The 20,382-nt window shown below is 61.9% G+C and carries 21 protein-coding genes; 2 read left to right on the top strand and 19 right to left on the bottom strand.

Annotation, left to right across the window (positions count from 1 at the left end):
• Window positions 1–35: 35 nt before the first annotated feature.
• The 7 genes from iscA to ACE3RX_RS01465 all read right to left on the bottom strand — a co-directional run bounded on the left by iscA (window position 36) and on the right by ACE3RX_RS01465 (window position 5,353).
• A complete protein-coding gene (iscA, locus tag ACE3RX_RS01495) occupies window positions 36–359 on the bottom strand; it encodes an iron-sulfur cluster assembly protein IscA (RefSeq protein WP_374479566.1) in 324 nt (107 codons plus the stop codon).
• Window positions 360–373: 14 nt separating this feature from the next.
• Window positions 374–757, bottom strand: coding sequence for a Fe-S cluster assembly scaffold IscU (iscU, locus tag ACE3RX_RS01490; RefSeq protein WP_374479564.1), 384 nt, complete (start codon window positions 755–757; stop codon window positions 374–376).
• A 13-nt stretch (window positions 758–770) separates the two neighbouring features.
• Complete coding sequence (locus ACE3RX_RS01485) at window positions 771–1,982, bottom strand: IscS subfamily cysteine desulfurase (RefSeq protein WP_374479897.1); 1,212 nt, start codon at window positions 1,980–1,982, stop codon at window positions 771–773.
• 43 nt (window positions 1,983–2,025) lie between these two features.
• A complete protein-coding gene (locus tag ACE3RX_RS01480; protein ID WP_374479562.1) occupies window positions 2,026–3,174 on the bottom strand; it encodes a cysteine desulfurase family protein in 1,149 nt (382 codons plus the stop codon).
• A 16-nt stretch (window positions 3,175–3,190) separates the two neighbouring features.
• Window positions 3,191–3,679, bottom strand: coding sequence for a Fe-S cluster assembly transcriptional regulator IscR (gene iscR / locus ACE3RX_RS01475; RefSeq protein ID WP_374479560.1), 489 nt, complete (start codon window positions 3,677–3,679; stop codon window positions 3,191–3,193).
• Window positions 3,680–3,774: 95 nt separating this feature from the next.
• A complete protein-coding gene (gene cysE, locus ACE3RX_RS01470) occupies window positions 3,775–4,536 on the bottom strand; it encodes a serine O-acetyltransferase (protein ID WP_374479558.1) in 762 nt (253 codons plus the stop codon).
• A gap of 94 nt (window positions 4,537–4,630) precedes the next feature.
• On the bottom strand, window positions 4,631–5,353 hold the full coding sequence (locus tag ACE3RX_RS01465; protein ID WP_374479556.1) for an RNA methyltransferase: 723 nt from the start codon (window positions 5,351–5,353) through the stop codon (window positions 4,631–4,633).
• Between the two features lie 78 nt (window positions 5,354–5,431).
• Here ACE3RX_RS01465 and ACE3RX_RS01460 point away from each other — a divergent pair, with 78 nt between their 5' ends.
• Window positions 5,432–6,238 carry an inositol monophosphatase family protein gene (locus tag ACE3RX_RS01460; RefSeq protein WP_374479554.1) on the top strand — a complete coding sequence of 269 codons (807 nt, stop codon included), beginning with the start codon at window positions 5,432–5,434 and terminating at the stop codon, window positions 6,236–6,238.
• Between the two features lie 8 nt (window positions 6,239–6,246).
• On the top strand, window positions 6,247–6,864 hold the full coding sequence (locus ACE3RX_RS01455; protein ID WP_374479552.1) for an arylesterase: 618 nt from the start codon (window positions 6,247–6,249) through the stop codon (window positions 6,862–6,864).
• A gap of 10 nt (window positions 6,865–6,874) precedes the next feature.
• Here the strand turns inward: ACE3RX_RS01455 and ACE3RX_RS01450 are convergent, their stop codons facing one another.
• The 12 genes from ACE3RX_RS01450 to ACE3RX_RS01395 all read right to left on the bottom strand — a co-directional run bounded on the left by ACE3RX_RS01450 (window position 6,875) and on the right by ACE3RX_RS01395 (window position 20,379).
• Window positions 6,875–7,435, bottom strand: coding sequence for a class I SAM-dependent methyltransferase (locus ACE3RX_RS01450; RefSeq protein ID WP_374479550.1), 561 nt, complete (start codon window positions 7,433–7,435; stop codon window positions 6,875–6,877).
• Window positions 7,436–7,646: 211 nt separating this feature from the next.
• On the bottom strand, window positions 7,647–9,761 hold the full coding sequence (gene pnp, locus ACE3RX_RS01445; protein ID WP_374479548.1) for a polyribonucleotide nucleotidyltransferase: 2,115 nt from the start codon (window positions 9,759–9,761) through the stop codon (window positions 7,647–7,649).
• A 182-nt stretch (window positions 9,762–9,943) separates the two neighbouring features.
• A complete protein-coding gene (gene rpsO, locus ACE3RX_RS01440; RefSeq protein WP_169145043.1) occupies window positions 9,944–10,213 on the bottom strand; it encodes a 30S ribosomal protein S15 in 270 nt (89 codons plus the stop codon).
• A 74-nt stretch (window positions 10,214–10,287) separates the two neighbouring features.
• Window positions 10,288–11,205 carry a tRNA pseudouridine(55) synthase TruB gene (gene truB / locus ACE3RX_RS01435; protein ID WP_374479545.1) on the bottom strand — a complete coding sequence of 306 codons (918 nt, stop codon included), beginning with the start codon at window positions 11,203–11,205 and terminating at the stop codon, window positions 10,288–10,290.
• Window positions 11,206–11,254: 49 nt separating this feature from the next.
• On the bottom strand, window positions 11,255–11,671 hold the full coding sequence (rbfA, locus tag ACE3RX_RS01430; RefSeq protein ID WP_374479543.1) for a 30S ribosome-binding factor RbfA: 417 nt from the start codon (window positions 11,669–11,671) through the stop codon (window positions 11,255–11,257).
• A gap of 3 nt (window positions 11,672–11,674) precedes the next feature.
• Window positions 11,675–14,521, bottom strand: a complete 2,847-nt coding sequence (gene infB, locus ACE3RX_RS01425) for a translation initiation factor IF-2 (RefSeq protein WP_374479541.1) — start codon at window positions 14,519–14,521, stop codon at window positions 11,675–11,677.
• 19 nt (window positions 14,522–14,540) lie between these two features.
• Window positions 14,541–16,013, bottom strand: coding sequence for a transcription termination factor NusA (gene nusA, locus ACE3RX_RS01420; protein ID WP_374479539.1), 1,473 nt, complete (start codon window positions 16,011–16,013; stop codon window positions 14,541–14,543).
• A 21-nt stretch (window positions 16,014–16,034) separates the two neighbouring features.
• Entirely contained in the window at window positions 16,035–16,463 is a 429-nt protein-coding gene (gene rimP, locus ACE3RX_RS01415; protein ID WP_374479537.1) for a ribosome maturation factor RimP, read from the bottom strand.
• A gap of 133 nt (window positions 16,464–16,596) precedes the next feature.
• Window positions 16,597–17,751, bottom strand: coding sequence for a 23S rRNA pseudouridine(2605) synthase RluB (gene rluB, locus ACE3RX_RS01410; protein WP_374479535.1), 1,155 nt, complete (start codon window positions 17,749–17,751; stop codon window positions 16,597–16,599).
• Window positions 17,714–18,289 (bottom strand): SMC-Scp complex subunit ScpB, encoded by a 576-nt coding sequence (gene scpB, locus ACE3RX_RS01405; protein ID WP_374479895.1) that lies wholly within the window; start codon window positions 18,287–18,289, stop codon window positions 17,714–17,716. Before scpB ends, rluB begins: the two co-directional genes overlap by 38 nt.
• Complete coding sequence (locus tag ACE3RX_RS01400; RefSeq protein WP_374479893.1) at window positions 18,267–19,097, bottom strand: ScpA family protein; 831 nt, start codon at window positions 19,095–19,097, stop codon at window positions 18,267–18,269. The genes scpB and ACE3RX_RS01400 overlap by 23 nt, the downstream gene beginning before the upstream one ends.
• 79 nt (window positions 19,098–19,176) lie before the next feature.
• Window positions 19,177–20,379: a tryptophan--tRNA ligase gene (locus ACE3RX_RS01395; protein WP_374479533.1), complete on the bottom strand. Its 1,203-nt coding sequence runs from the start codon at window positions 20,377–20,379 to the stop codon at window positions 19,177–19,179.
• Window positions 20,380–20,382: the final 3 nt, after the last annotated feature.

Raw genomic sequence — 20,382 nt, 5'->3', positions numbered from 1 at the left:
CCGGCGGGCAAAACGGTTCGCGAAACGGCGTCATCCTAGACCGAGAAGCTCTCGCCGCAGCCGCACTCGCCCTTGACGTTCGGGTTGTTGAACTTGAAACCTTCGTTCAACCCCTCTCGCACAAAGTCGAGTTCGGTGCCATCCATGTAGGGCAGGCTCTTCGGATCGATCAGCACCTTCAGGCCATGACTCTCGAAGACGACGTCCTCCGGCAGCACCTCATCGGCGAATTCCAGCTTGTAGGCCATCCCGGAACACCCCGACGTACGCACGCCCAGGCGAATGCCGACGCCCTTGCCGCGCTTGGCGATGAAGTTGCCGATGTGCTTTGCAGCCTTGTCGGAGAGGGTTACTGCCATGATCGCGTTTCCTTTCAGCCGTTGTGCTTTTTCTTGTAATCCTCGACCGCCGCCTTGATGGCGTCCTCGGCCAGGATCGAGCAGTGGATCTTCACCGGCGGCAGGGCCAGTTCCTCGGCGATGGCGGTGTTCTTGATCTCCAGCGCCTGATCGAGGGTCTTGCCCTTCACCCATTCGGTGACGAGGGAGCTGGAAGCAATAGCCGAGCCACAACCATAGGTCTTGAACTTGGCGTCTTCGATCACGCCGTCCTTGCCGACCTTGATCTGCAGCTTCATCACGTCACCGCAGGCCGGCGCGCCGACCATACCGGTACCGACGCCTTCATCTTCCTTGCCGAACGCACCGACGTTACGGGGGTTCTCGTAGTGATCCAGAACTTTTTCGCTGTATGCCATTTTCGCTCTCCTGTCAGTGCGCTGCCCACTGCACGGTGTCCAGATCGATACCTTCCTTGAACATGTCCCACAGGGGCGACAGTTCGCGGAGCTTGCCGATCTTGCGCTGCAGCAGATCAATTGTGTAGTCGATTTCCTCGACCGTCGTGAAGCGGCCGATGGTGAAACGGATGGAACTGTGAGCCAGTTCGTCGTTGCGGCCAAGGGCACGCAACACGTACGACGGCTCCAGGCTGGCCGACGTGCAGGCCGAACCGCTGGACACGGCGATGTCCTTGATCGCCATGATCAGTGACTCACCTTCAACATAGGCGAAGCTGATGTTCAGGTTGTGCGGAACGCGGTGCGCCATGTCGCCGTTCACGAAGGTTTCCTCGATGGCGGACAGGCCTTCCAGCAGACGGTCGCGCAGCGCACCGATGCGCTTGTTCTCCTCGGCCATTTCCAGGCGGGCCAGGCGGAACGCTTCGCCCATGCCGACGATCTGGTGCGTCGCCAGCGTGCCGGAGCGCAGGCCGCGCTCGTGACCACCGCCGTGCATCTGGGCCTCCAAGCGCACGCGCGGCTTGCGGCGCACGTAGAGGGCACCGATGCCCTTCGGGCCGTAGGTTTTGTGGGCGCTGAAGGACATCAGGTCCACTTTCAGCTTGGACAGGTCGATGTCCACCTTGCCGGTAGCCTGGGCCGCATCCACGTGGAAGACGATGCCCTTGTCGCGGCAGATCTCGCCGATCTCGGCGATCGGTTGAACCACGCCGATTTCGTTGTTCACAAACATCACCGACACGACAACGGTATCCGGGCGGATGGCCGCCTTCAGGACGTCCAGGTCGATCAGGCCATTCTCCTGCACGTCGAGATAGGTCGCCTCGAAGCCCTGACGCTCCAGTTCGCGCACCGTATCGAGAACCGCCTTGTGCTCCGTCTTGACGGTAATGATGTGCTTGCCCTTGCCAGAGTAGAAGTGCGCCGCACCCTTGATCGCCAGGTTGTTGGACTCGGTGGCGCCGGAGGTCCAGATGATCTCCTTCGGATCGGCGTTCACCAGCGCAGCAACTTCCTCGCGGGCTTCCTCGACGGCCTTTTCAGCCGTCCAGCCGAAAGCGTGGCTACGGGATGCCGGGTTACCGAACAGCTCCGTGAGGTAGGGAATCATCTTCTCCGCCACGCGGGGATCCACCGGCGTCGTTGCCGAGTAATCGAGGTAGATCGGGAACTTGAGCATCTTCATCTTCTCCGTACTGCAAAAATTTAATCGTTCCAGTTACTTAGACCGCCATGGCGGCAAGCGTTCGGAGGCTCTGGAGGTTCTCGCGAAGCGCCCCCAGAAAACCATCCACATCCTGTTCCGTGCTGCCATCACCGAGGCTCACGCGTACTGCCGAGCGGGCCAGCCCGGATTCGATACCCATCGCCATCAGCGTGTGCGAAGGCTCGGGATTGGCGCTGGAGCAAGCGGAGCCGCTGGCCACCGCATACCCCGCCCGATCGAGCTTACCGACCAGGGTCTCGCCATCCACCCCGGCCATGGCGAAAAAGCTAGTGTTCGCGAGGCGTTCGGCTTCCGCCGAAAAAATCGTCGCCCCCAAGGCAACCAGACCACGCTCAAGGCGTTGCTGCAACCTGCCCAGCCGTTCCGTGCGATCACGGCGCAAGGCGACGGCGCGCTCACAGGCAGCACCGAATCCAACAATGGCCATCACGTTCTCGGTGCCGGAACGCAGATTCCGTTCCTGCCCACCGCCGGCGATCAGCGGGGCGAGTTCCACTCGCTTGTCGACGATCAGCGCACCCGCACCGATCGGCCCGTAGATTTTGTGAGCAGACAGCGTAAGCCCATGCACGCCGAGTGCCCTGAAATCCACATCGATCTTGCCCAATGCCTGCACCGCATCACAGTGCATCCAGCCGCCGTGGGCGCGGACTTGCGCCGCCAGCACCGGCACATCCTGGATCACACCGGTCTCGTTGTTGGCCAGCATCACCGACACCAGTTTCGGCTTGTCGGCAAGCAGACGTTGAAAATGCGACATGTCGAGGCGCCCTGCCTCATCCACGGCGATCTCTTCGCAACGCCAGCCCGCGCGCTGCAGTTGCCGCGCCGGCTCCCTGACACAGGGATGCTCGATGGCACTGATCGCCACCAGACCCGGTTTGAGGTTGGACGCCGCGCCCTTGATGAAGAGGTTGTTGGCCTCCGAACCGCCGCTCGTGAAAAGAACCTCGGTCGGATGGGCATTGACGGCCGCCGCCACCTGGGCGCGAGCCTCATCGATGGCCTTGCGCGCCGCACGACCATATTCGTGCCGGCTCGACCCGTTACCGAAGCGCTCACCGAACCACGGCAACATCGCCTCCCTGACCGCGGGGTCGAGGGGCGTCGTTGCGTTGTGATCCAGGTATACGGGGGCAAACACGGGTCGTCCTTGCCTCTCAGGCCGTCAATTGCAGCTTGTCGGCCGCCTTGCCCGCCGACGGAGCACGCTCGTCGTGGAGCACCGCAACTTGGGCGCACTTCTGACGCTGCTGCTCGACCAGGCTGGCCAGTGTCACCGAGTGGAGGTACTCATACATCCGCCGGTTGAGGTTGGTCCACAGCTCATGGGTCATGCAGCGCTGCTCGTCCTGACAATTCTCCTTGCCGCCACAGGAGGTCGCATCCAGCGGCTCGTCCACCGCGGCGATGATGTCCGCCACGGTAATCGAAGCCATGTCCCGCGCCAGCGCATAGCCGCCACCGGGCCCGCGCACACTACTGACCAGTTCGAAACGGCGCAGCTTGCCGAACAGTTGCTCGAGATAGGAAAGGGAAATCTTCTGCCGATCGGCGATCCCGGCCAGCGTCACCGGGCCATCCGCGCAACGCAGCGCGAGATCGATCATTGCCGTAACAGCAAAACGACCTTTGGTTGTGAGTCTCATATCGGCTCCCGGGGGGCTGGTAAAAAAATAGTTGAATATTTCGGTCAACAATACCAAACCCGACAAATTCAATCAACTATTTCCAGCCAGGGCCTTCAGTCCACCATTTTCCCAAGACCCTGGGGGTCAAAGGCGTCTTCAGCTTTGGCCGTACCTTCGACACAGATCCCAGCTGCGACGAGCTTCTCGACCAGAACCCGAATACGCCGGTCGGTCTCGACCGCATGATCGAGCAGACCGTGCAGCGCTTTCGAAACCGGGTCATCCAGATCCCGCGTCACTCCGTAAGCCGTAAAGCCGATCTGTTCCGCCTTAGCCTCACGTTCCCGATTCGCCTTGTCATCCGCCGCGACAATCCGGGCAGGATTACCGACCGCCGTTGCGCCAGCCGGCACCGGCTTAACCACCACCGCATTGGAGCCAACCTTAGCGCCATCACCAACCTCGAAGCCACCCAGCACCTTGGCACCTGCTCCGATGACGACACCTCGCCCAAGCGTGGGATGCCGCTTGGTACCACGGTAAAGCGAGGTTCCACCCAGGGTGACCCCCTGGTAGATCGTACAGTCGTCGCCCACCACGGCCGTTTCACCAATGACAACCCCCATGCCGTGATCGATGAAGACCCGGTGCCCAATGGTGGCGCCCGGGTGAATCTCCACACCGGTCAGCATCCTCGCCACATGACTGGTAAACCGCCCAACCCAGTGAAAGCCGCGCAGCCACGCTGCGTGGGCAAAGCGGTGCAACCACAAGGCGTGCATCCCGGGATAGCAGGTAAGCACTTCCCACTTGGAGCGTGCGGCCGGGTCGTGTTCGAGAACATTGGCCAGGTCTTCACGCAGACGACTGAACATGAAAGAAAACCCCCTGAACTGAAGTGCACTGAAGCCGGCCCACCTGCAGGCTGCAAACCCGCGGCAGGCCCTGTTTATTTCCGACTATTTTAGTCTACTTCTTTTCGAAGGCGCTCAACATTCCGCGCAGAATATTGATTTCATCCTTTTCGAGACGAATCCGCCCGAACAAGCGACGCAGTCTCGGCCACAGACGCTTTGAATTCTCTGGATTGAAGAAGCCACTCGCCGTGATTGCCCGATCAAGATGAACGTAAAAGCCCTCGATCTGCTCGTGGGTCGCCGGCTCAAACTCCGTTGCCGGCGCCCGCCCGGGATCGATAGCGGCCATCCGCAACTCGTAGCACAGCAATTGCACGGCCGCCCCCAGGTTGAGGGAGGAATAGTTCTCGCTGACCGGAATCTTGACCGGCATGTGGCACAGGGCCACATCCTCGTTGGACAAGCCCTTGGTCTCGTTACCAAAGACCAGCGCCACATCACCGTGGGCAGCAAGCTGAACGACGTCGACCGCCGCCTCCCGAGCCCATTTCATCGGCACCGCCAATTCTCGCCGGCGAGCCGTCAACGCGGCAGCGAACACCGTCCCCTCAAGCGCCTCGGTCAGCGTGTCGACAACTCGCGCCGACTCGAGGATGTCGTCGGCACCCGCCGCACGGGCGGTGGCAACGGGATCAGGAAAGGACTGCGGACTGACCAGCACCAGCTGCGACAGACCCATGGTCTTCATGGCCCGAGCTGCTGCGCCGATATTGCCAGGGTGACTGGTGCGGGTGAGGACGACACGCACGCGCTCAAGCGCGCCATCGTTGTTCATATTAAAATAAGCGGTTTTCCGAATTAGAGTCGACCGGTGGGCATCCGATGCCCGTACCGGCAGAGCTCGCCAGACACCATGCATCCCACACTGAACATTGCCATCAAGGCCGCGCGCCGCGCAGCCACCGTCATCAACCGGGCGTCCCTCGATGTGGACCTGCTCCGTGTCGAGGTCAAGAGCCCCAACGATTTGGTGACGGAAGTAGATCGGGCCGCAGAAGAGGCCATCATCCAGGTTCTCCGCGAGGCCTATCCGAGCCACAGCATTCTAGCAGAAGAGTCCGGCGAGACCGGCCCGGAGGCCGAAACCGAATACCAGTGGATCATTGACCCGCTCGATGGCACCACCAACTTCATCCACGGCTTCCCCCAGTACGCGATCTCCATCGCCCTGGCCCGCCGTGGCGTCGTCGAACAGGCGGTCGTCTTCGATCCTAACCGCAACGAGCTGTTCACCGCCTCGAAGGGTGCCGGCGCCTTCCTCAACGACCGCCGCATCCGCGTCTCCAAGCGCATCAAGTTGCAGGACGCCCTGCTCGGCACCGGCTTCCCCTACCGCCAGTTCACCAACGCCGACACTTACATGGCGATCTTCAAGGAACTGACCCAGAAGACCGCCGGCCTGCGCCGCCCCGGTGCCGCGGCCCTCGACCTGGCCTATGTCGCCGCTGGCCGCCTGGACGGCTTCTGGGAATTCGGCCTGTCCCCGTGGGACACCGCTGCCGGCAGCCTGCTGATCAGCGAAGCGGGCGGCCTGATCAGTGATCTCTCCGGCGAAGCCGACTATCTCAACACCGGCAATGTCGTCGCCGGCACGCCCAAGATCTTCCCGGCCCTGCTGCAGATCATCCAGGGGCACTGCGGCGACAAGCTCAGCGCCTGAGCACAGCAATGAGGCTGACGCCCTTTTTCCGCATCCTGTGCCTGAGCGCACTGCTGGCTTGTGGCCCCGCATGGGCGGCAAGCAAGATCCTGGTGTGGGGCGACAGCCTTTCCGCAGGTTACGGCCTGCGTCCGCAAGAAGCCTGGCCCGTGCTGCTCGGGCAAAAGATCGGCACAGCCAAGCTGCCCTACGAAGTGGTGAATGGCAGCATCAGCGGCGAGACCACGGCAGGCGGCCTCAGCCGCCTGCCTGCGGCGCTGCAGGCCCACAAACCCGCCATCGTGATCATCGAACTTGGCGCCAATGACGGGTTGCGCGGGCTGCCAGTCAAGGCGATGAGCGCCAACCTCCAGGGAATGATCGACGCCAGCCGCCAGGCCGGCGCCAAAATCCTGCTGATCGGCATGCGCATGCCGCCGAATTACGGTCCAGCTTATACGGCCGCCTTCGAAGGCACCTACCGGGAACTGGCCAAGGCCAACCAGACTCGCCTCGTCCCCTTCCTGATGCAGGGCTTTGCCGACCGCCCAGACCACTTCCAGCAGGACGGCATCCATCCTATCGCCGCCGCCCAGCCGCTTATCGCCGATACCGTCTGGCAGGAACTCCGCCCACTACTCCGCTGAGCAGGCCCCTTTACGCCCCTCCCGGCGGCAGCCGCAATGAAGGCGCATGCCCCTTCACGGCACAAATCCGCTGAATGACTGCCGGCTTCGGTGCGCTCACCTCCCCCTGCTCATACGCCAGGACCGTACATGAGCCAGCAACCCGCTCAAAGAGCTCATGAGAGCGCAACAGGAAATCCGGGTTGCTTGGCTTTCCAAAGCGCTCGTTACCGATCATGAAGGTTTCGTAGATCAGCACCCCGCCATGGGCGAGTGCTGTCAGCAACAGCGGAAACCGCTGCCGAAACAGATAGTTGGTGACCACGATCGCATCGAACTGACGCCCTTCGTAAGGCCAAGCCCCCCCCTCCAGATCCGCCTCCCGGAGGGTGATATGAGGCACTGCGGCGAGCAACTCTAGCGCCACCGCGTCGCGATCCACAGCCTCAACCCGGAATCCACGGCCAGCCAGCCAGCGGGCATGACGCCCACTGCCACATGCAAGGTCAAGAACCTCCCCGCCAGCCGCAATCAGGGGGGCAAAACGCGTCACCCACGGCGACGGCGTCAAGGCGGACATCTGACGCATCATTTTCAAGACTCCGTGCCGACGCGCCTCCGCGGTCGGCATTCACTGAATTCTCATCACTCAAGGCGGCGGTTCGTGCCCGCCAACCACAACTCCGTACGCCCGATTCTAAGCCGACGACAGCTCCGACCCACAAGCGGCCTCCAAGGTTCGCACTCCCCAAAATGAAAAAGGGCGCATGCGCGCCCTTTTTCACACTACGAGTCAGCCTTAATTACTGCTGAGCTTGCTCGTTCAGCAGAGCCTTCATGGACAGACGCACACGGCCCTTTTCATCGGTCTCGAGCACCTTCACGCGGACGACCTGACCTTCCTTGAGGTAGTCGGACACGGCATTGACGCGCTCGTTGGCGATCTGGGAAACGTGCAGCAGGCCATCACGACCCGGCAGAATGTTGATGATCGCACCGAAATCGAGGATGCGGACCACCGGACCTTCGTAGACCTTGCCCACTTCGACTTCCGCGGTGATCTCTTCGATACGCTTCTTGGCCTCCTGGGCGCCTTCGGCGCTGACGGAGGAGATCGTCACGTTGCCGTCGTCGGTGATCTCGATGACGGTGCCGGTTTCTTCCTGCAGACCACGAATCACAGCGCCGCCCTTGCCGATCACGTCGCGGATCTTCTCGGGGTTGATCTTCAGCGTGATCATGCGCGGTGCGAAGGTGGACACCTCGCCACGCGCTTCGCCCAGCGCGCTCTTCATCAGACCGAGGATGTGCATGCGGCCTTCCTTGGCCTGGGCCAGCGCGACCTGCATGATCTCCTTGGTGATGCCGAGGATCTTGATGTCCATCTGCAGCGCAGTCACACCCTTCTCGGTACCGGCGACCTTGAAGTCCATGTCGCCGAGGTGGTCTTCGTCACCCAGGATGTCGGTCAGAACGGCGAAACGGCCGCCGTCCTTGATGAGGCCCATAGCAATGCCCGCCACCGGCGCCGTCAGCGGCACACCCGCGTCCATCATGGCCAGGGAGCCACCACAGACGGAGGCCATGGAGCTGGAGCCGTTGGATTCGGTGATTTCGGACACCACACGGACGGTGTAGCTGAAATCGTCCTTGCCCGGCAGCACCGCAGCCAGCGCACGCTTGGCCAGACGGCCATGGCCGATCTCGCGACGCTTCGGGGAGCCGAAACGACCGCACTCACCGGTGGAGAACGGCGGGAAGTTGTAGTGCAGCATGAAGCGCTCGCGGTATTCGCCAGCCACCGCATCAATGATCTGCTCGTCGCGGCCGGTGCCGAGGGTGGTGACCACCAGCGCCTGGGTTTCGCCACGGGTGAACAGCGCGGAACCGTGGGTGCGCGGCAGCACGCCCACGCGGATATCGATCGGGCGTACGGTGCGAGTGTCGCGACCATCGATACGCGGCTCGCCGCTGAGGATACGGCCGCGAACAACCTTGGCTTCAAGGTCGAAGATGATGTTGTTGACGGTGTTCGCGTCGAACTCCACGCCTTCGGCGGTCAGCGCGGCGTGCACTTCGGTACCAATGGCGGACAGCTGCGCGGAACGGGCCTGCTTCGCGGTAATGCGGAAGGCTTCCTCGATCTTGGCGCCGGCGATCTCGGTCACGCGGGCAATCAGCGCCTCGTTCTTGGCGGGAGCCTGCCAGTCCCACTCGGGCTTGCCAGCCACATCGACCAGCTCGTTGATCGCGTTGATCGCGGCCTGCATCTGGGTATGACCAAACACCACACCACCCAGCATCACGTCTTCCGGCAGTTCCAGCGCTTCGGATTCAACCATCAGCACGGCGCTTTCGGTACCGGCCACCACCAGGTTCATCTGGCTGGTTTCCAGCTGAGAAGCGGTCGGATTAAGGATGTACTCGCCGTTCAGGTAGCCGACGCGACAGGCGCCGATCGGGCCTGCGAACGGAATGCCGGCGATCGCCAGCGCAGCAGAGGCGGCGATCATGGCCGGGATGTCCGCATCCACTTCGGGATTCAGGGATACGACCTGAGCAATGACCTGCACTTCGTTGTAGAAGCCATCCGGGAAGAGCGGACGGATCGGACGGTCGATCAGGCGGGAGGTCAGCGTTTCCTTCTCGGTGGGACGGCCTTCACGCTTGAAGAAGCCACCGGGGATACGGCCTGCGGAATAGAACTTCTCGACGTAATCGACGGTAAGGGGGAAGAAATCCTGGCCCGGCTTGGCGTTCTTGGCCGCCACTACGGTCGCCAGCACGACGGTGTCGTCCATATTGACGAGCACAGCACCGTGGGCCTGACGGGCGATCTCGCCGGTCTCCAGGGTCACGGTATGGGAGCCGTAGGTGAAACTTTTCTTGATTGCGTTAGGCAAAGGATGTCCTTTCATTCAATCGGCTGGCGGCAAACCACAACCGCACGCGTAGCCGAGGTAACGCGCCGTTCTCTATGGCGCACAGATGTGACAAAGCCGGCGAAGCCACTCGGACTTGCACCGGCTGTGCCCATGATCAAACCCGCGCAAGATGCGCAAGGAATGTCACGTTCAGTAACGAAGCTACGTCTATCCGCTTACTTGCGCAGACCAAGGCGGCCGATCAGCTCACGATAGCTGTCGACGTTCTTGCGCTTCAGGTAGTCGAGGAGCTTGCGACGCTGGCTCACCATCATCAGCAGGCCGCGACGGGAATGGTGGTCCTTGACGTTAACCTTGAAGTGGCCGGTCAGATCGTTGATGCGGGCGGTAAGCAGAGCGACTTGCACTTCCGGAGAACCGGTATCGCCCTTGGCGCGCTGGTAGTCGCCAACGATTTGCGCTTTTTGTTCAGTGGAGATTGCCATTGTTTAACTCGGTTAGATTTAGCCTTGCGAAGCGCGCGATTATATCGAACGCAAGCGGGATTACTCAAGAAATTTCATTGGGTGCCTGTTGACATCAGACGGGTTGGCACCAACACACCGCCTTCGGTGAGCGTTCCCACACCGAGAAAACGCTCGTCATGATAAACACGGAACAGGGCACCCTCGGCGCCCTCTTCCACCTTGACCGACTGGCCATGAGTAAAACTGCGCATGCGGGTCTCGTCCAGCATCTGCACGGCCATATGCTCCAGCAGGGTATCGACCGGCGCCAGGCGAGCATCCCGCTCTTCCAGCGAGAGCGCCTCGAAGTCAGCCAGCGGCGTCGCCACATCCAGCGCGAAAGGACCGATATGCGTGCGGCGCAACGCCGTCAGATGGGCGCCACACCCAAGCATGGCACCCAAGTCGGAAGCCAAGGTGCGCACGTAGGTTCCCTTGCTGCACCTCACCCGAACGTACACGCTGTCGCCGTCTCGCCCCAGACACTCGAAGCGATGGATCGTTACCTTGCGTGGCTCGCGGGGAATCTCAACCCCGGCCCGCGCATACTCGTACAAAGCCTTGCCGTGGTGCTTGAGGGCCGAATACATCGGCGGTACCTGCTCAATGCCACCACGCAGACGCGCCATGGCCGCTTCGATTTCGGCATCAGACACGTGGACCTCCGAGCGGGCAAGCACCTCACCTTCCGCATCAGCCGTCGTGGTGGTGACGCCAAGCAGCACCGTCGCATCGTACCCCTTGTCGGCGTCGAGCAGGGTCTGGGAAAACTTCGTCGCCTCCCCGAAGGTCAGTGGCAGCAGGCCGCTCGCCATGGGGTCAAGCGTACCTGTATGACCAGCCTTCGCGGCGTTCAGCAGGCGTCGTGCCTTCTGCAGCGCATGGTTGGACGTCAGGCCGACGGGCTTGTCGAGAAACAGCACGCCGTCAACGACACGCCGCTGGATGCGACGCTGGGGAGTTGTAGCCAAGCAGGAAATCCCAAAAAAAGCGGCAGCGCAGAACGCGCTGCCGACAGTGTCAGGCGGCCGGATCGGACTTGTCGTCACCCTCCGGCACCTCATCGGTCTCGGAAGCAAACTGGCGATCTGTCTCGATGGCCTTGTCGATCAAGGCCGAAATCCGGTTGCCGGTTTCGACGGAAGGATCGTAGTGGAAGTGCAGCTCAGGCAGGGTATGGATACGCACCCGGCGCCCCAGCTCGCGACGAAGGAAGCTGCTGGCACGACGCAGCCCCTTCAGAATTTCTTCGAGCCCTTCCTGTCCCTTCATCGAGGTGAAGAACACCTTCGCATGGGCATAGTCGGGGGTGATCTCCACGTCGGTGAGCGTAATGAAACCGACGCGGGGATCCTTCACTTCCAGGCGGATCAGCTCGGCCAGCTCACGGCGGATCTGCTCTGCCACGCGCTGCCCACGGGAAAACTCCTTCGGCATGGCTTACAGCGTCCGGGCGATTTCCTGGATCTCGAAGATCTCGAGCTGGTCGCCTTCCTGAAGATCGTTGAAATTACGGACCTGCAGGCCGCACTCGTAGCCGAACTTGACTTCCTTGACGTCGTCCTTGAAACGCTTGAGCGATTCGAGTTCGCCGCTGTGGATAACCACGTGGTTGCGCAGTACGCGGACCAGCGAATTGCGCTTGACCAGGCCCTCCAGCACGTAACAACCCGCAATGGTGCCGACCTTGGAGATCGTGAAGACCTGACGGACCTCGACCATACCCAGGACCTGCTCGCGCTTCTCGGGGGCCAGCATGCCGGACAGCGCGCTCTTCACCTCATCAACGGCATCGTAGATGATGTTGTAGTAGCGCAGATCGACGCCGAAGGTCTCGGCCAGCTTGCGGGCATTGGCATCGGCACGGATGTTGAAGCCGATGATGACAGCGCCAGAAGCCTGAGCCAGGTTGACGTCGGATTCGCTGATCGCACCGACACCGCCGTGGATGACCTGAACGCGGACTTCGTCGGTGGACAGCTTGATCAACGAGTGGGCCAGCGCCTCCTGGGAGCCCTGCACGTCTGCCTTGATGATCAGCGGCAGGGTCTTGACCTCGCCCTCGCCCATCTGCTCGAACATGCTCTCCAGCTTGGCGGCCTGCTGCTTCGCCAGCTTCACGTCGCGGAACTTGCCTTGACGGAACAGGGCGATTTCACGCGCCTTGCGCTCGTCAGCCAGCGCCACGACCTCATCACCGGCACCCGGGACTTCGGACAAACCGAGAATCTCGACCGGAATGGACGGGCCGGCTTCTTCAATGGGCTTGCCGTTCTCGTCGAGCATGGCACGGACGCGACCAAAGGTCGCACCAGCCAGCAGCACATCACCGCGACGCAGGGTACCGGACTGAACCAGCAGCGTGGCCACCGGGCCGCGGCCCTTGTCGAGTCGCGCTTCGATGATCAGGCCCTTGGCCATGGACTCCTTCGGAGCCTTCAGCTCAAGCACTTCGGCCTGCAGCAGGATGGCTTCGAGCAGGTCGTCGATGCCATGGCCCGTCTTGGCCGAAACCTCAACGAACATGGTGTCGCCACCATAGGCTTCCGGCACCACGCCCTCAGCGATCAGTTCCTGACGCACGCGCTCGGGATTTGCGCCCGGCTTGTCGATCTTGTTGACCGCCACGATCAGCGGCACTTCCGCTGCCTTGGCGTGGTGGATTGCCTCCTTGGTCTGAGGCATCACACCGTCATCAGCGGCGACAACCAGCACCACCAAGTCGGTAGCCTTGGCACCACGGGCACGCATGGCCGTAAAGGCCTCGTGACCCGGGGTGTCCAGGAAGGTCACCATGCCACGCTCGGTTTCCACGTGGTAGGCGCCGATGTGCTGGGTAATACCCCCCGCCTCACCCGCAGCCACCTTGGCGCGCCGAATGTAGTCGAGCAACGAGGTTTTGCCGTGGTCGACGTGACCCATCACGGTCACAACCGGGGCGCGAGGCTCCAGCGCGACATCCTTGTGCTCCGCGTTTTCCTCGAGGAAGGCATCAGGATCGTCCAGCTTGGCCGCCAGCGCCTTATGACCCATTTCCTCGACGATGATCATCGCCGTATCCTGGTCGAGCACCTGATTGATGGTGACCATCGTGCCCATCTTCATCAAGGCCTTGATGACCTCGGTAGCCTTCACCGCCATCTTGTGGGCGAGATCGGCAACCGAAATGGTCTCGGGCACGTGCACTTCACGCACGATCGGCTCAGTCGGTGCGACAAAGCTCTGGGTATCTTGCTGACGCCCGCCATTGCGGCCACCACCGCGGCCACCACCACGCCAGCCGCCAGCACCGCCAGTGGTATCACCACGGGTCTTGATGCCCGCACCACGGCGCTTGGAGTCGGTAGCGGCTTCCTTGACAGCGACCTTCTTGCCATCCTTGCCGCGGCCGCTCTTGTCCTCCGCCTTGGCCGGCTTGTGCAACGTACCCGACTTGGACGCTGCATCGCCTTCGACCTTGGCCTTTTCGGCTGCGGCCTGGCGCTGCTTTTCGTCTTCGGCGCGCTGCAGCATCGCGGCACGGGCACGGGCTTCACGCTCCTGCTTTTCCTTCAGGTCGGCAGCCTGGCGGGCAGCCAGTTCGGCACTCCGCTGAGCTTCACGCTCGCGGGCAGCCTTTTCTTCGGGCGAGAGGATCGAGCCAACGACCACTCGGCGCACCGGACGCTGCGGAGCCGGATCCTTAGCGGGCGCCGCCGGCGCCGCTTCGCGCACTTCTGGAGCGGCAGCTTCGGCGACGGGCGCAGGCGCCACGGCCTCGACGACGGGCTCGGGTGCGGGAGTCGGCTCGGGTTCCGGCTCAGGCTCAGGCTCGGGTTCCGGCTCGGGAGCAACTTCCACGACCGGTTCCGGCACGGGCTCAGGAGTCGACTCCACTTCCGCCACCGCCTGTTCGGCGAGCACTTCGAGTTCGGGAACGACAACCTGCTCTGCAGCATCAGCCGATTCGGCCGCCGCCGCTGCCGTTGCGGTCTCGGGCACCAGCGTCTCGTCACGCTTCACGAAGACGCGCTTCTTGCGCACTTCGACCTGCACGGTACGCGCACGCCCGGTAGAGTCGGTCGCCTTGATCTCGCTGGTCTGCTTGCGAGTCAGGGTGATCTTCGCCTTCGACGCCGAATCACCGTGGGCGCGACGGAGAAAATCGAGAAGACGATTCTTGTCTTGCTCGGAGAGCAGATCGGTTTCCTTCGCCTTGTCTACGCCAGCCTTCTGCAACTGCTCGAGCAACACGGAGGCCGGCATCTTAAGTTCGCCGGCAAATTGTGTAACGGTTGTCTGTCCCATCTTGATGAACCTCCGGGTATTACTCGAACCAGTGCGCGCGCGCCTTGGTAATCAGATTCTTCGCCCGCTCTTCGTCCAGCCCCGACATTTCCATCAGTTCATCCACTGCCAGATCGGCCAACTCATCACGGGTATGCACACCGCCCTGGGCCAGCTTGGCTGCCAGGGGCTTGTCCATCCCCTCCAACCCCAGCATGTCCTCAGCGACGGACTCCAACTGCTCTTCGGTCACGATGGCTTCGGTCAGGAGCACATTACGAGCGCGATTGCGCAGCTCATTGACCGTGTCTTCGTCGAACGACTCGATTTCCAGCATTTCAGCCAGCGGCACGTAGGCGATCTCCTCGAGGGACGAAAAACCTTCGTCGATCAGGATGTCGGCCACTTCCTCGTCCACGTCCAGCTTGGAAATGAACAACTGGCGAACCGTGCTGTGCTCAGCCTCGGACTTCCGCTCCGATTCAGCTTCGGTCATCAGGTTGATGGTCCAGCCAGTCAACTCGGAAGCCAGCTTCACATTTTGGCCGTTGCGCCCGATGGCGATAGCCAGATTGTTCTCATCGACGACCACATCCATCGCGTGGGCTTCCTCGTCAACGACGATCGATGACACCTCCGCGGGTTGCAGCGCGCCGATAACAAACTGGGCCGGTTCGGGCGACCACAGCACGATGTCGATGTTTTCACCGCCGATCTCGTTGCGGACCGCCGTCACGCGCGAACCGCGCAGGCCAACGCAGGTGCCGATTGGATCGATGCGGGGATCGTTGGACTTTACGCCGATCTTGGCGCGCAGGCCGGGATCACGAGCGCAAGCCTTGATCTCGAGCAAGCCGTCGTCGATCTCCGGCACTTCGAGCTCGAACAGCCGGATCACGAATTCGGGCGCAGTACGCGACAGGATCAGCTGCGGACCACGAGCACCGCGGTCGATACGAAGCAGATAAGCCTTGACCCGGTCGCCAACACGCAGATTTTCCTTGGGAATCATCTGGTCACGGGGCAGCACTGCCTCCAGACGACCCACTTCGATGATAGCGTTACCACGCTCCATGCGCTTGATGGCGCCGGAGATGATGAACTCCTTACGTTCCAGGAAGTCGCTGAGGATCTGCTCGCGCTCGGCATCGCGCACCTTCTGCAGGATGACCTGCTTGGCAGCCTGTGCACCGATGCGGCCAAAGTCGATGGGCTCCAGAGCCTCCTCGACATAGTCACCCACCTGGATTTCCGGGTACTCTTCACGGGCGTCGATCAGACCCATCTGGGCCTCGTCATTGTCCACATCCTCATCGGGCAGCACCTGCCAGCGACGGAAGGACTCGTAATCGCCGGTTTCCCGGTCGATGGACACACGCACGTCGGCTTCGTCGTGAATACGCTTCTTGGTTGCCTGAGCGAGCGCGGATTCCAGCGCAGAGAAAACGATTTCCTTCGAAACGTTCTTCTCGCGGGCCAGCGCGTCAACCAACAGCAAAATTTCGCGGCTCATACCTGCAAACCTCCAAATCCCTTAAAACCTGGGTACCAGGCGGGCCTTTTCAATTTCTTCAAACGGGATCTCCATCAACCCCTTTTCCGTCTCGATGACGACGGCGCCATCCTTCAGACCTTGCAACACGCCGGCAAAATTGCGCTGATTGGCGATCGGCATGCTCAGCCGCAACTGCACATCCTGCCCGGCAAAACGTTCAAAGTCGGCAGGCTTCTTGAGAGCGCGATCCAATCCGGGCGAGGACACCTCGAGACGGTCGTAATCGATATTCTCGACCTCAAAAATCCGGGTCAGCTGATTGCTCACAGTGGCACAGTCATCCACCGTGATTCCATTCGGCGAATCAATGAACACCCGCATCAGGCGCCCACGGGGCGAGGTTTCGAAGTCGACCAGCTCATAGCCAAGGCCTTCCGCGGTCTGTTCGATAAGTTTCAGCAACTCCATTTCCTAGCCCACAAATGAAAAATGGGCGAAACGCCCATCCCTGTTTAAATTCGACCGGATGTCGGTTCTTTCGAACCGGTAAAACGAAAGGAGTATACCAGCCCGCCGAAGCGGGCGCAATTTCAACTCTACGTCAACGGGACGAAGGCGCCTGGCGGCGGGGCTGGCGAACCGGCTTGCGCCCCTTGCCCCCCGCATCAACGGGCTTCGGCAGGCCGGCCAGTGCACAAACATCCGCCACCGGCATGTCTTCCCACATGCCACGTTTGAGTCGCGACGGCAGCACAACCGGACCGTAACGAACCCGCATCAGGCGACTGACCGTCAGGCCAAGAGCCTCGAACATCCGCCGCACTTCCCTGTTGCGACCTTCCGACAAGGTCACCCGATACCAGTGGTTGGCACCCTCACCACCTGCGTCGAGCAGGGTGTTGAACTTGGCCGGACCATCCTCCAGTTCGATCCCATCCAGCAGCGCACTCCGCTGCGCTTCGTCGAGTTCGCCGAGAATACGCACTGCGTACTCACGATCAAGCTCGTAGCGTGGGTGCATCAACTTGTTCGCGAGGTCACCGTCATTGACGAACAGCAGAAGCCCGGAGGTGTTGAAGTCCAGCCGGCCGACCGCGATCCAGCGCCCCTTGCGCAGCACCGGCAGATGGTCGAACACCGTCGGCCGACCTTCCGGATCATCCCGGGAAACGATTTCCCCTTCCGGCTTGTGGTAAAGCACCACGCGCGGAATCCGCGGCGCAAAGCGCAAGGGCATCAGCTTGCCATTGACGCGCACCCGATCTCCCGGCCCGACCTTCTGCCCCACATCGGCAGGCTCGCCATTGACGGAGATGCGGCCAGCAACGATCCACTCCTCGATCTCGCGGCGGGACCCCACTCCAGCAGCCGCCAGCACCTTGTGCAGGCGCTGCGGTTCGGTATAGGTCGTGTCCTGGGGTTTGCGGCGCCGCTCCCCCTCCTGTTGCGGCAGCAGTTCGCTACTCGCCAGCGGATAGGTATCAGCAGCGCCTGGAGCGGAACGCCGACCGCGCCAGCTCCCGCGCGCACCGCCGAGGTCGCTCAAGCCAATAGCCGAGGCATTGCTCTTCGGTTGGCGCCCGCCATCTTGCTCGGACTCACTCCGGGCGCGCCGTGGCGCCTCCGTGGAAGGCCCGCGCCCTCGACGCCCACCTGCAGGCGAGCCGTCCGGCGCTCCCGCCGGACGGCCAGCAGCCCCCGGCTTGCCGGTCTTGGGCCTAAACGGCCGGTTCTTCGGTTTTTGGGAGGTCGACAAGATCCATGATCCTTTCGATTTCAGTCAGCGGAGGCAGCTCGGTGAGACTTCTCAAACCGAGATCCTCCAGGAATTTTCTGGTCGTGGCGTACAAGCCGGGCCGCCCTGGCGTATCCCGGTACCCCACCACGTCCACCCACCCTCGGGATTCGAGGGTCTTCAATACACTGCTCGACACCATGACACCGCGAATATCCTCAATGTCGCCGCGTGTCACCGGTTGCCGGTAGGCGATGATTGCCAGTGTTTCCAGCACCGCCCGGGAGTACTTGGGCGGCCGTTCCTGCTTAAGCCGATCGAGGTACACCTGGAATTCCAGCCGGGTCTGAAACCGCCAGCCACCGGCGGTCTGCACCAGCTCCACGCCACGTCCCTGCCAAGCTTCCACCAGTTCAGCCAACAAGCGGCGGATCATGTCCGCCCCCGGATCCGGCTCAAACAGTTGCCTCAGCTCGCTTATCCGCAAAGGCGACGTTGCTGCCAGCAAAGCCGTTTCAAGCACCAGCTTGAAGTCCTCAGGCGTCTTCACGCTCACTATAGGCACGCTTCACGTAAATCGGCGCAAAGGCCTCGTTCTGGGTCACCACCACCAGGCGCTCCTTTACCAATTCAAGTGTCGCCAGAAAACTGACCACCAGTCCCGCGACACCCAGCCCAGGATCGAACAGGGATTCAAATACAACAAATGCGTCGTCCTGCAACTTGCGCAGGATCAAGCTCATGTGCTCGCGCACCGACAGCTCTTCCCGCTGGATCGTGTGATTCCGACGCAAGCGACTCTGCCGGGCGATCTTTAGCCAAGCCAGCTGCAGGTCATGCAAACTCACTTCGGGCAGGCGCTCAATGACTTTCTCGGCCACGAACACACCCACCCACTCGAAATCGCGCTCCACCCGCGGCATGGCGTCCAGCCTCACGGCCGCCACCTTGACCTGCTCGTACTCAAGCAGCCGGCGCACCAACTCCGCCCGCGGATCAATCTCTTCCGCCTCATCCTCCCGCGGAGGCCGGGGCAGCAGCATCCGCGACTTGATCTCCAGCAGCGTCGCCGCCATCAACAAGTAGTCGGCCGCGAGCTCCAGGTTGTGCTGGCGCATCGCCTCCACATATTCCAGATACTGAGCCGTCAACGGCACCATCGGAATGTCGAGGACGTTGATGTTGGCCTTGCGGATCAGGTACAGCAGCAGATCCAGCGGCCCCTCGAAGGCCTCGAGGATAACCTCGAGGGCATCGGGTGGAATGTACAGATCCTTGGGGAGGGCGAAGATCGGCTGGCCATACATCCGGCCAATCACCCCTTCCAGGGGGTCCGCGACAAGCGCCAGATCGAGCGGCGCGCTCAGCTCCCCGCCCATGCTGTGCACCTTAGCACGCCGGGGATACGCCCCCCAAGCCAGCCGCAGCCCCGCTTCGGCACCACCATCAGCTGTAGCTCAAGCCCATTGAATCGCGTACTTCGCGCATAGTCTCCTGGGCCAGCTTGCGAGCCTTGTCGCAACCGTCGGCAACAATGGCACGCACCAGCGAAGGATCGTCCAGATAGGGCTGGGCACGCTCGCGCATCACCTCCTGCTCCTTCAGCACCGCGTCGATGACCGGTTGCTTGCACTCGATGCAGCCGATGCCGGCGCTGGTGCATCCCTCGGTCACCCAATTGCGGGTCACATCGTCGGAGTAGATCACATGGAACTGCCACACCGGGCACTTCTCCGGATTACCGGGGTCGGTGCGCCGCACGCGCGCCGGATCAGTCTGCATGGTGCGGATCTTCTTGGACACCGAATCGGTTTCCTCACGCAGGAAAATCGTGTTCCCATAGGACTTGGACATCTTCTGTCCATCCAGGCCGGGCATCCGCGAAGCCTCGGTGAGGAGCGCATCGGGCTCAACAAGGATCACCTTGCCGCTACCTTCCAGATAACCGTACAGCCGCTCCCGGTCACCCAGCGACAGGTTCTGGGTCTCCTCCAGCAAGGCCTTGCCGAGGGCCAGACCTTCCTCGTCACCATTCTGCTGGAAGCGGGTACGGAATTCTTCGTACAGCTTGGCACGCTTGGAACCCAGCTTCTTGACCGCCTCCTTGGCCTTTTCCTCGAAGCCGGGCTCACGGCCATACATATGATTGAAACGACGGGCCAGCTCGCGCGTGAATTCCACGTGGGGCAGCTGGTCCTCGCCAACCGGCACCTTGTCGGCGCGGTAGATCAGGATATCGGCGCTCATCAGCAGCGGATAGCCGAGGAAGCCGTAGGTGGACAGATCCTTGTGCACCAGCTTCTCCTGCTGGTCCTTGTAAGTCGGCACCCGCTCCAGCCAGCCCAGCGGTGTCATCATCGACATCAGCAAATGCAGCTCGGCATGCTCGGGCACACGGGACTGGATGAAGATCGTCGCTTGGGACGGATCGACACCTGCCGCCAGCCAGTCGACGATCATGTCCCACACGCTGTTTTCGATGCCACGGGGATTGTCGTAATCAGTGGTCAGCGCATGCCAGTCGGCCGCGAAGAACAGGCAGGGATACTCGGCCTGCAGCTTGACCCAGTTTTTCAGCACACCGTGGTAGTGGCCGAGGTGGAGTCGCCCGGTTGGGCGCATGCCGGAAAGGACGCGTTCAGCGAACATGGG

Origin of the sequence: Zoogloea sp. (assembly GCF_041914405.1) — a bacterium.
GTDB lineage: Bacteria > Pseudomonadota > Gammaproteobacteria > Burkholderiales > Rhodocyclaceae > Zoogloea.
Note: the sequence above shows the minus strand (reverse complement) of the source record. Positions and strands in the feature narration are given on the sequence as shown.

Coding starts and splice junctions, on each gene's coding strand:
- rimP (WP_374479537.1), bottom strand. CDS start 16,463: ATGGAGTTGCTGAAACTTATCGAACAGACCGCGGAAGGCCTTGGCTAT.
- rbfA (WP_374479543.1), bottom strand. CDS start 11,671: ATGCCGAAGGAGTTTTCCCGTGGGCAGCGCGTGGCAGAGCAGATCCGC.
- ACE3RX_RS01465 (WP_374479556.1), bottom strand. CDS start 5,353: ATGAACAACGATGGCGCGCTTGAGCGCGTGCGTGTCGTCCTCACCCGC.
- ACE3RX_RS01455 (WP_374479552.1), top strand. CDS start 6,247: ATGAGGCTGACGCCCTTTTTCCGCATCCTGTGCCTGAGCGCACTGCTG.
- cysE (WP_374479558.1), bottom strand. CDS start 4,536: ATGTTCAGTCGTCTGCGTGAAGACCTGGCCAATGTTCTCGAACACGAC.
- ACE3RX_RS01460 (WP_374479554.1), top strand. CDS start 5,432: ATGCATCCCACACTGAACATTGCCATCAAGGCCGCGCGCCGCGCAGCC.
- infB (WP_374479541.1), bottom strand. CDS start 14,521: ATGGGACAGACAACCGTTACACAATTTGCCGGCGAACTTAAGATGCCG.
- nusA (WP_374479539.1), bottom strand. CDS start 16,013: ATGAGCCGCGAAATTTTGCTGTTGGTTGACGCGCTGGCCCGCGAGAAG.
- rpsO (WP_169145043.1), bottom strand. CDS start 10,213: ATGGCAATCTCCACTGAACAAAAAGCGCAAATCGTTGGCGACTACCAG.
- ACE3RX_RS01485 (WP_374479897.1), bottom strand. CDS start 1,982: ATGCTCAAGTTCCCGATCTACCTCGATTACTCGGCAACGACGCCGGTG.
- iscA (WP_374479566.1), bottom strand. CDS start 359: ATGGCAGTAACCCTCTCCGACAAGGCTGCAAAGCACATCGGCAACTTC.
- ACE3RX_RS01450 (WP_374479550.1), bottom strand. CDS start 7,435: ATGATGCGTCAGATGTCCGCCTTGACGCCGTCGCCGTGGGTGACGCGT.
- iscU (WP_374479564.1), bottom strand. CDS start 757: ATGGCATACAGCGAAAAAGTTCTGGATCACTACGAGAACCCCCGTAAC.
- pnp (WP_374479548.1), bottom strand. CDS start 9,761: ATGAAAGGACATCCTTTGCCTAACGCAATCAAGAAAAGTTTCACCTAC.
- ACE3RX_RS01395 (WP_374479533.1), bottom strand. CDS start 20,379: ATGTTCGCTGAACGCGTCCTTTCCGGCATGCGCCCAACCGGGCGACTC.
- iscR (WP_374479560.1), bottom strand. CDS start 3,679: ATGAGACTCACAACCAAAGGTCGTTTTGCTGTTACGGCAATGATCGAT.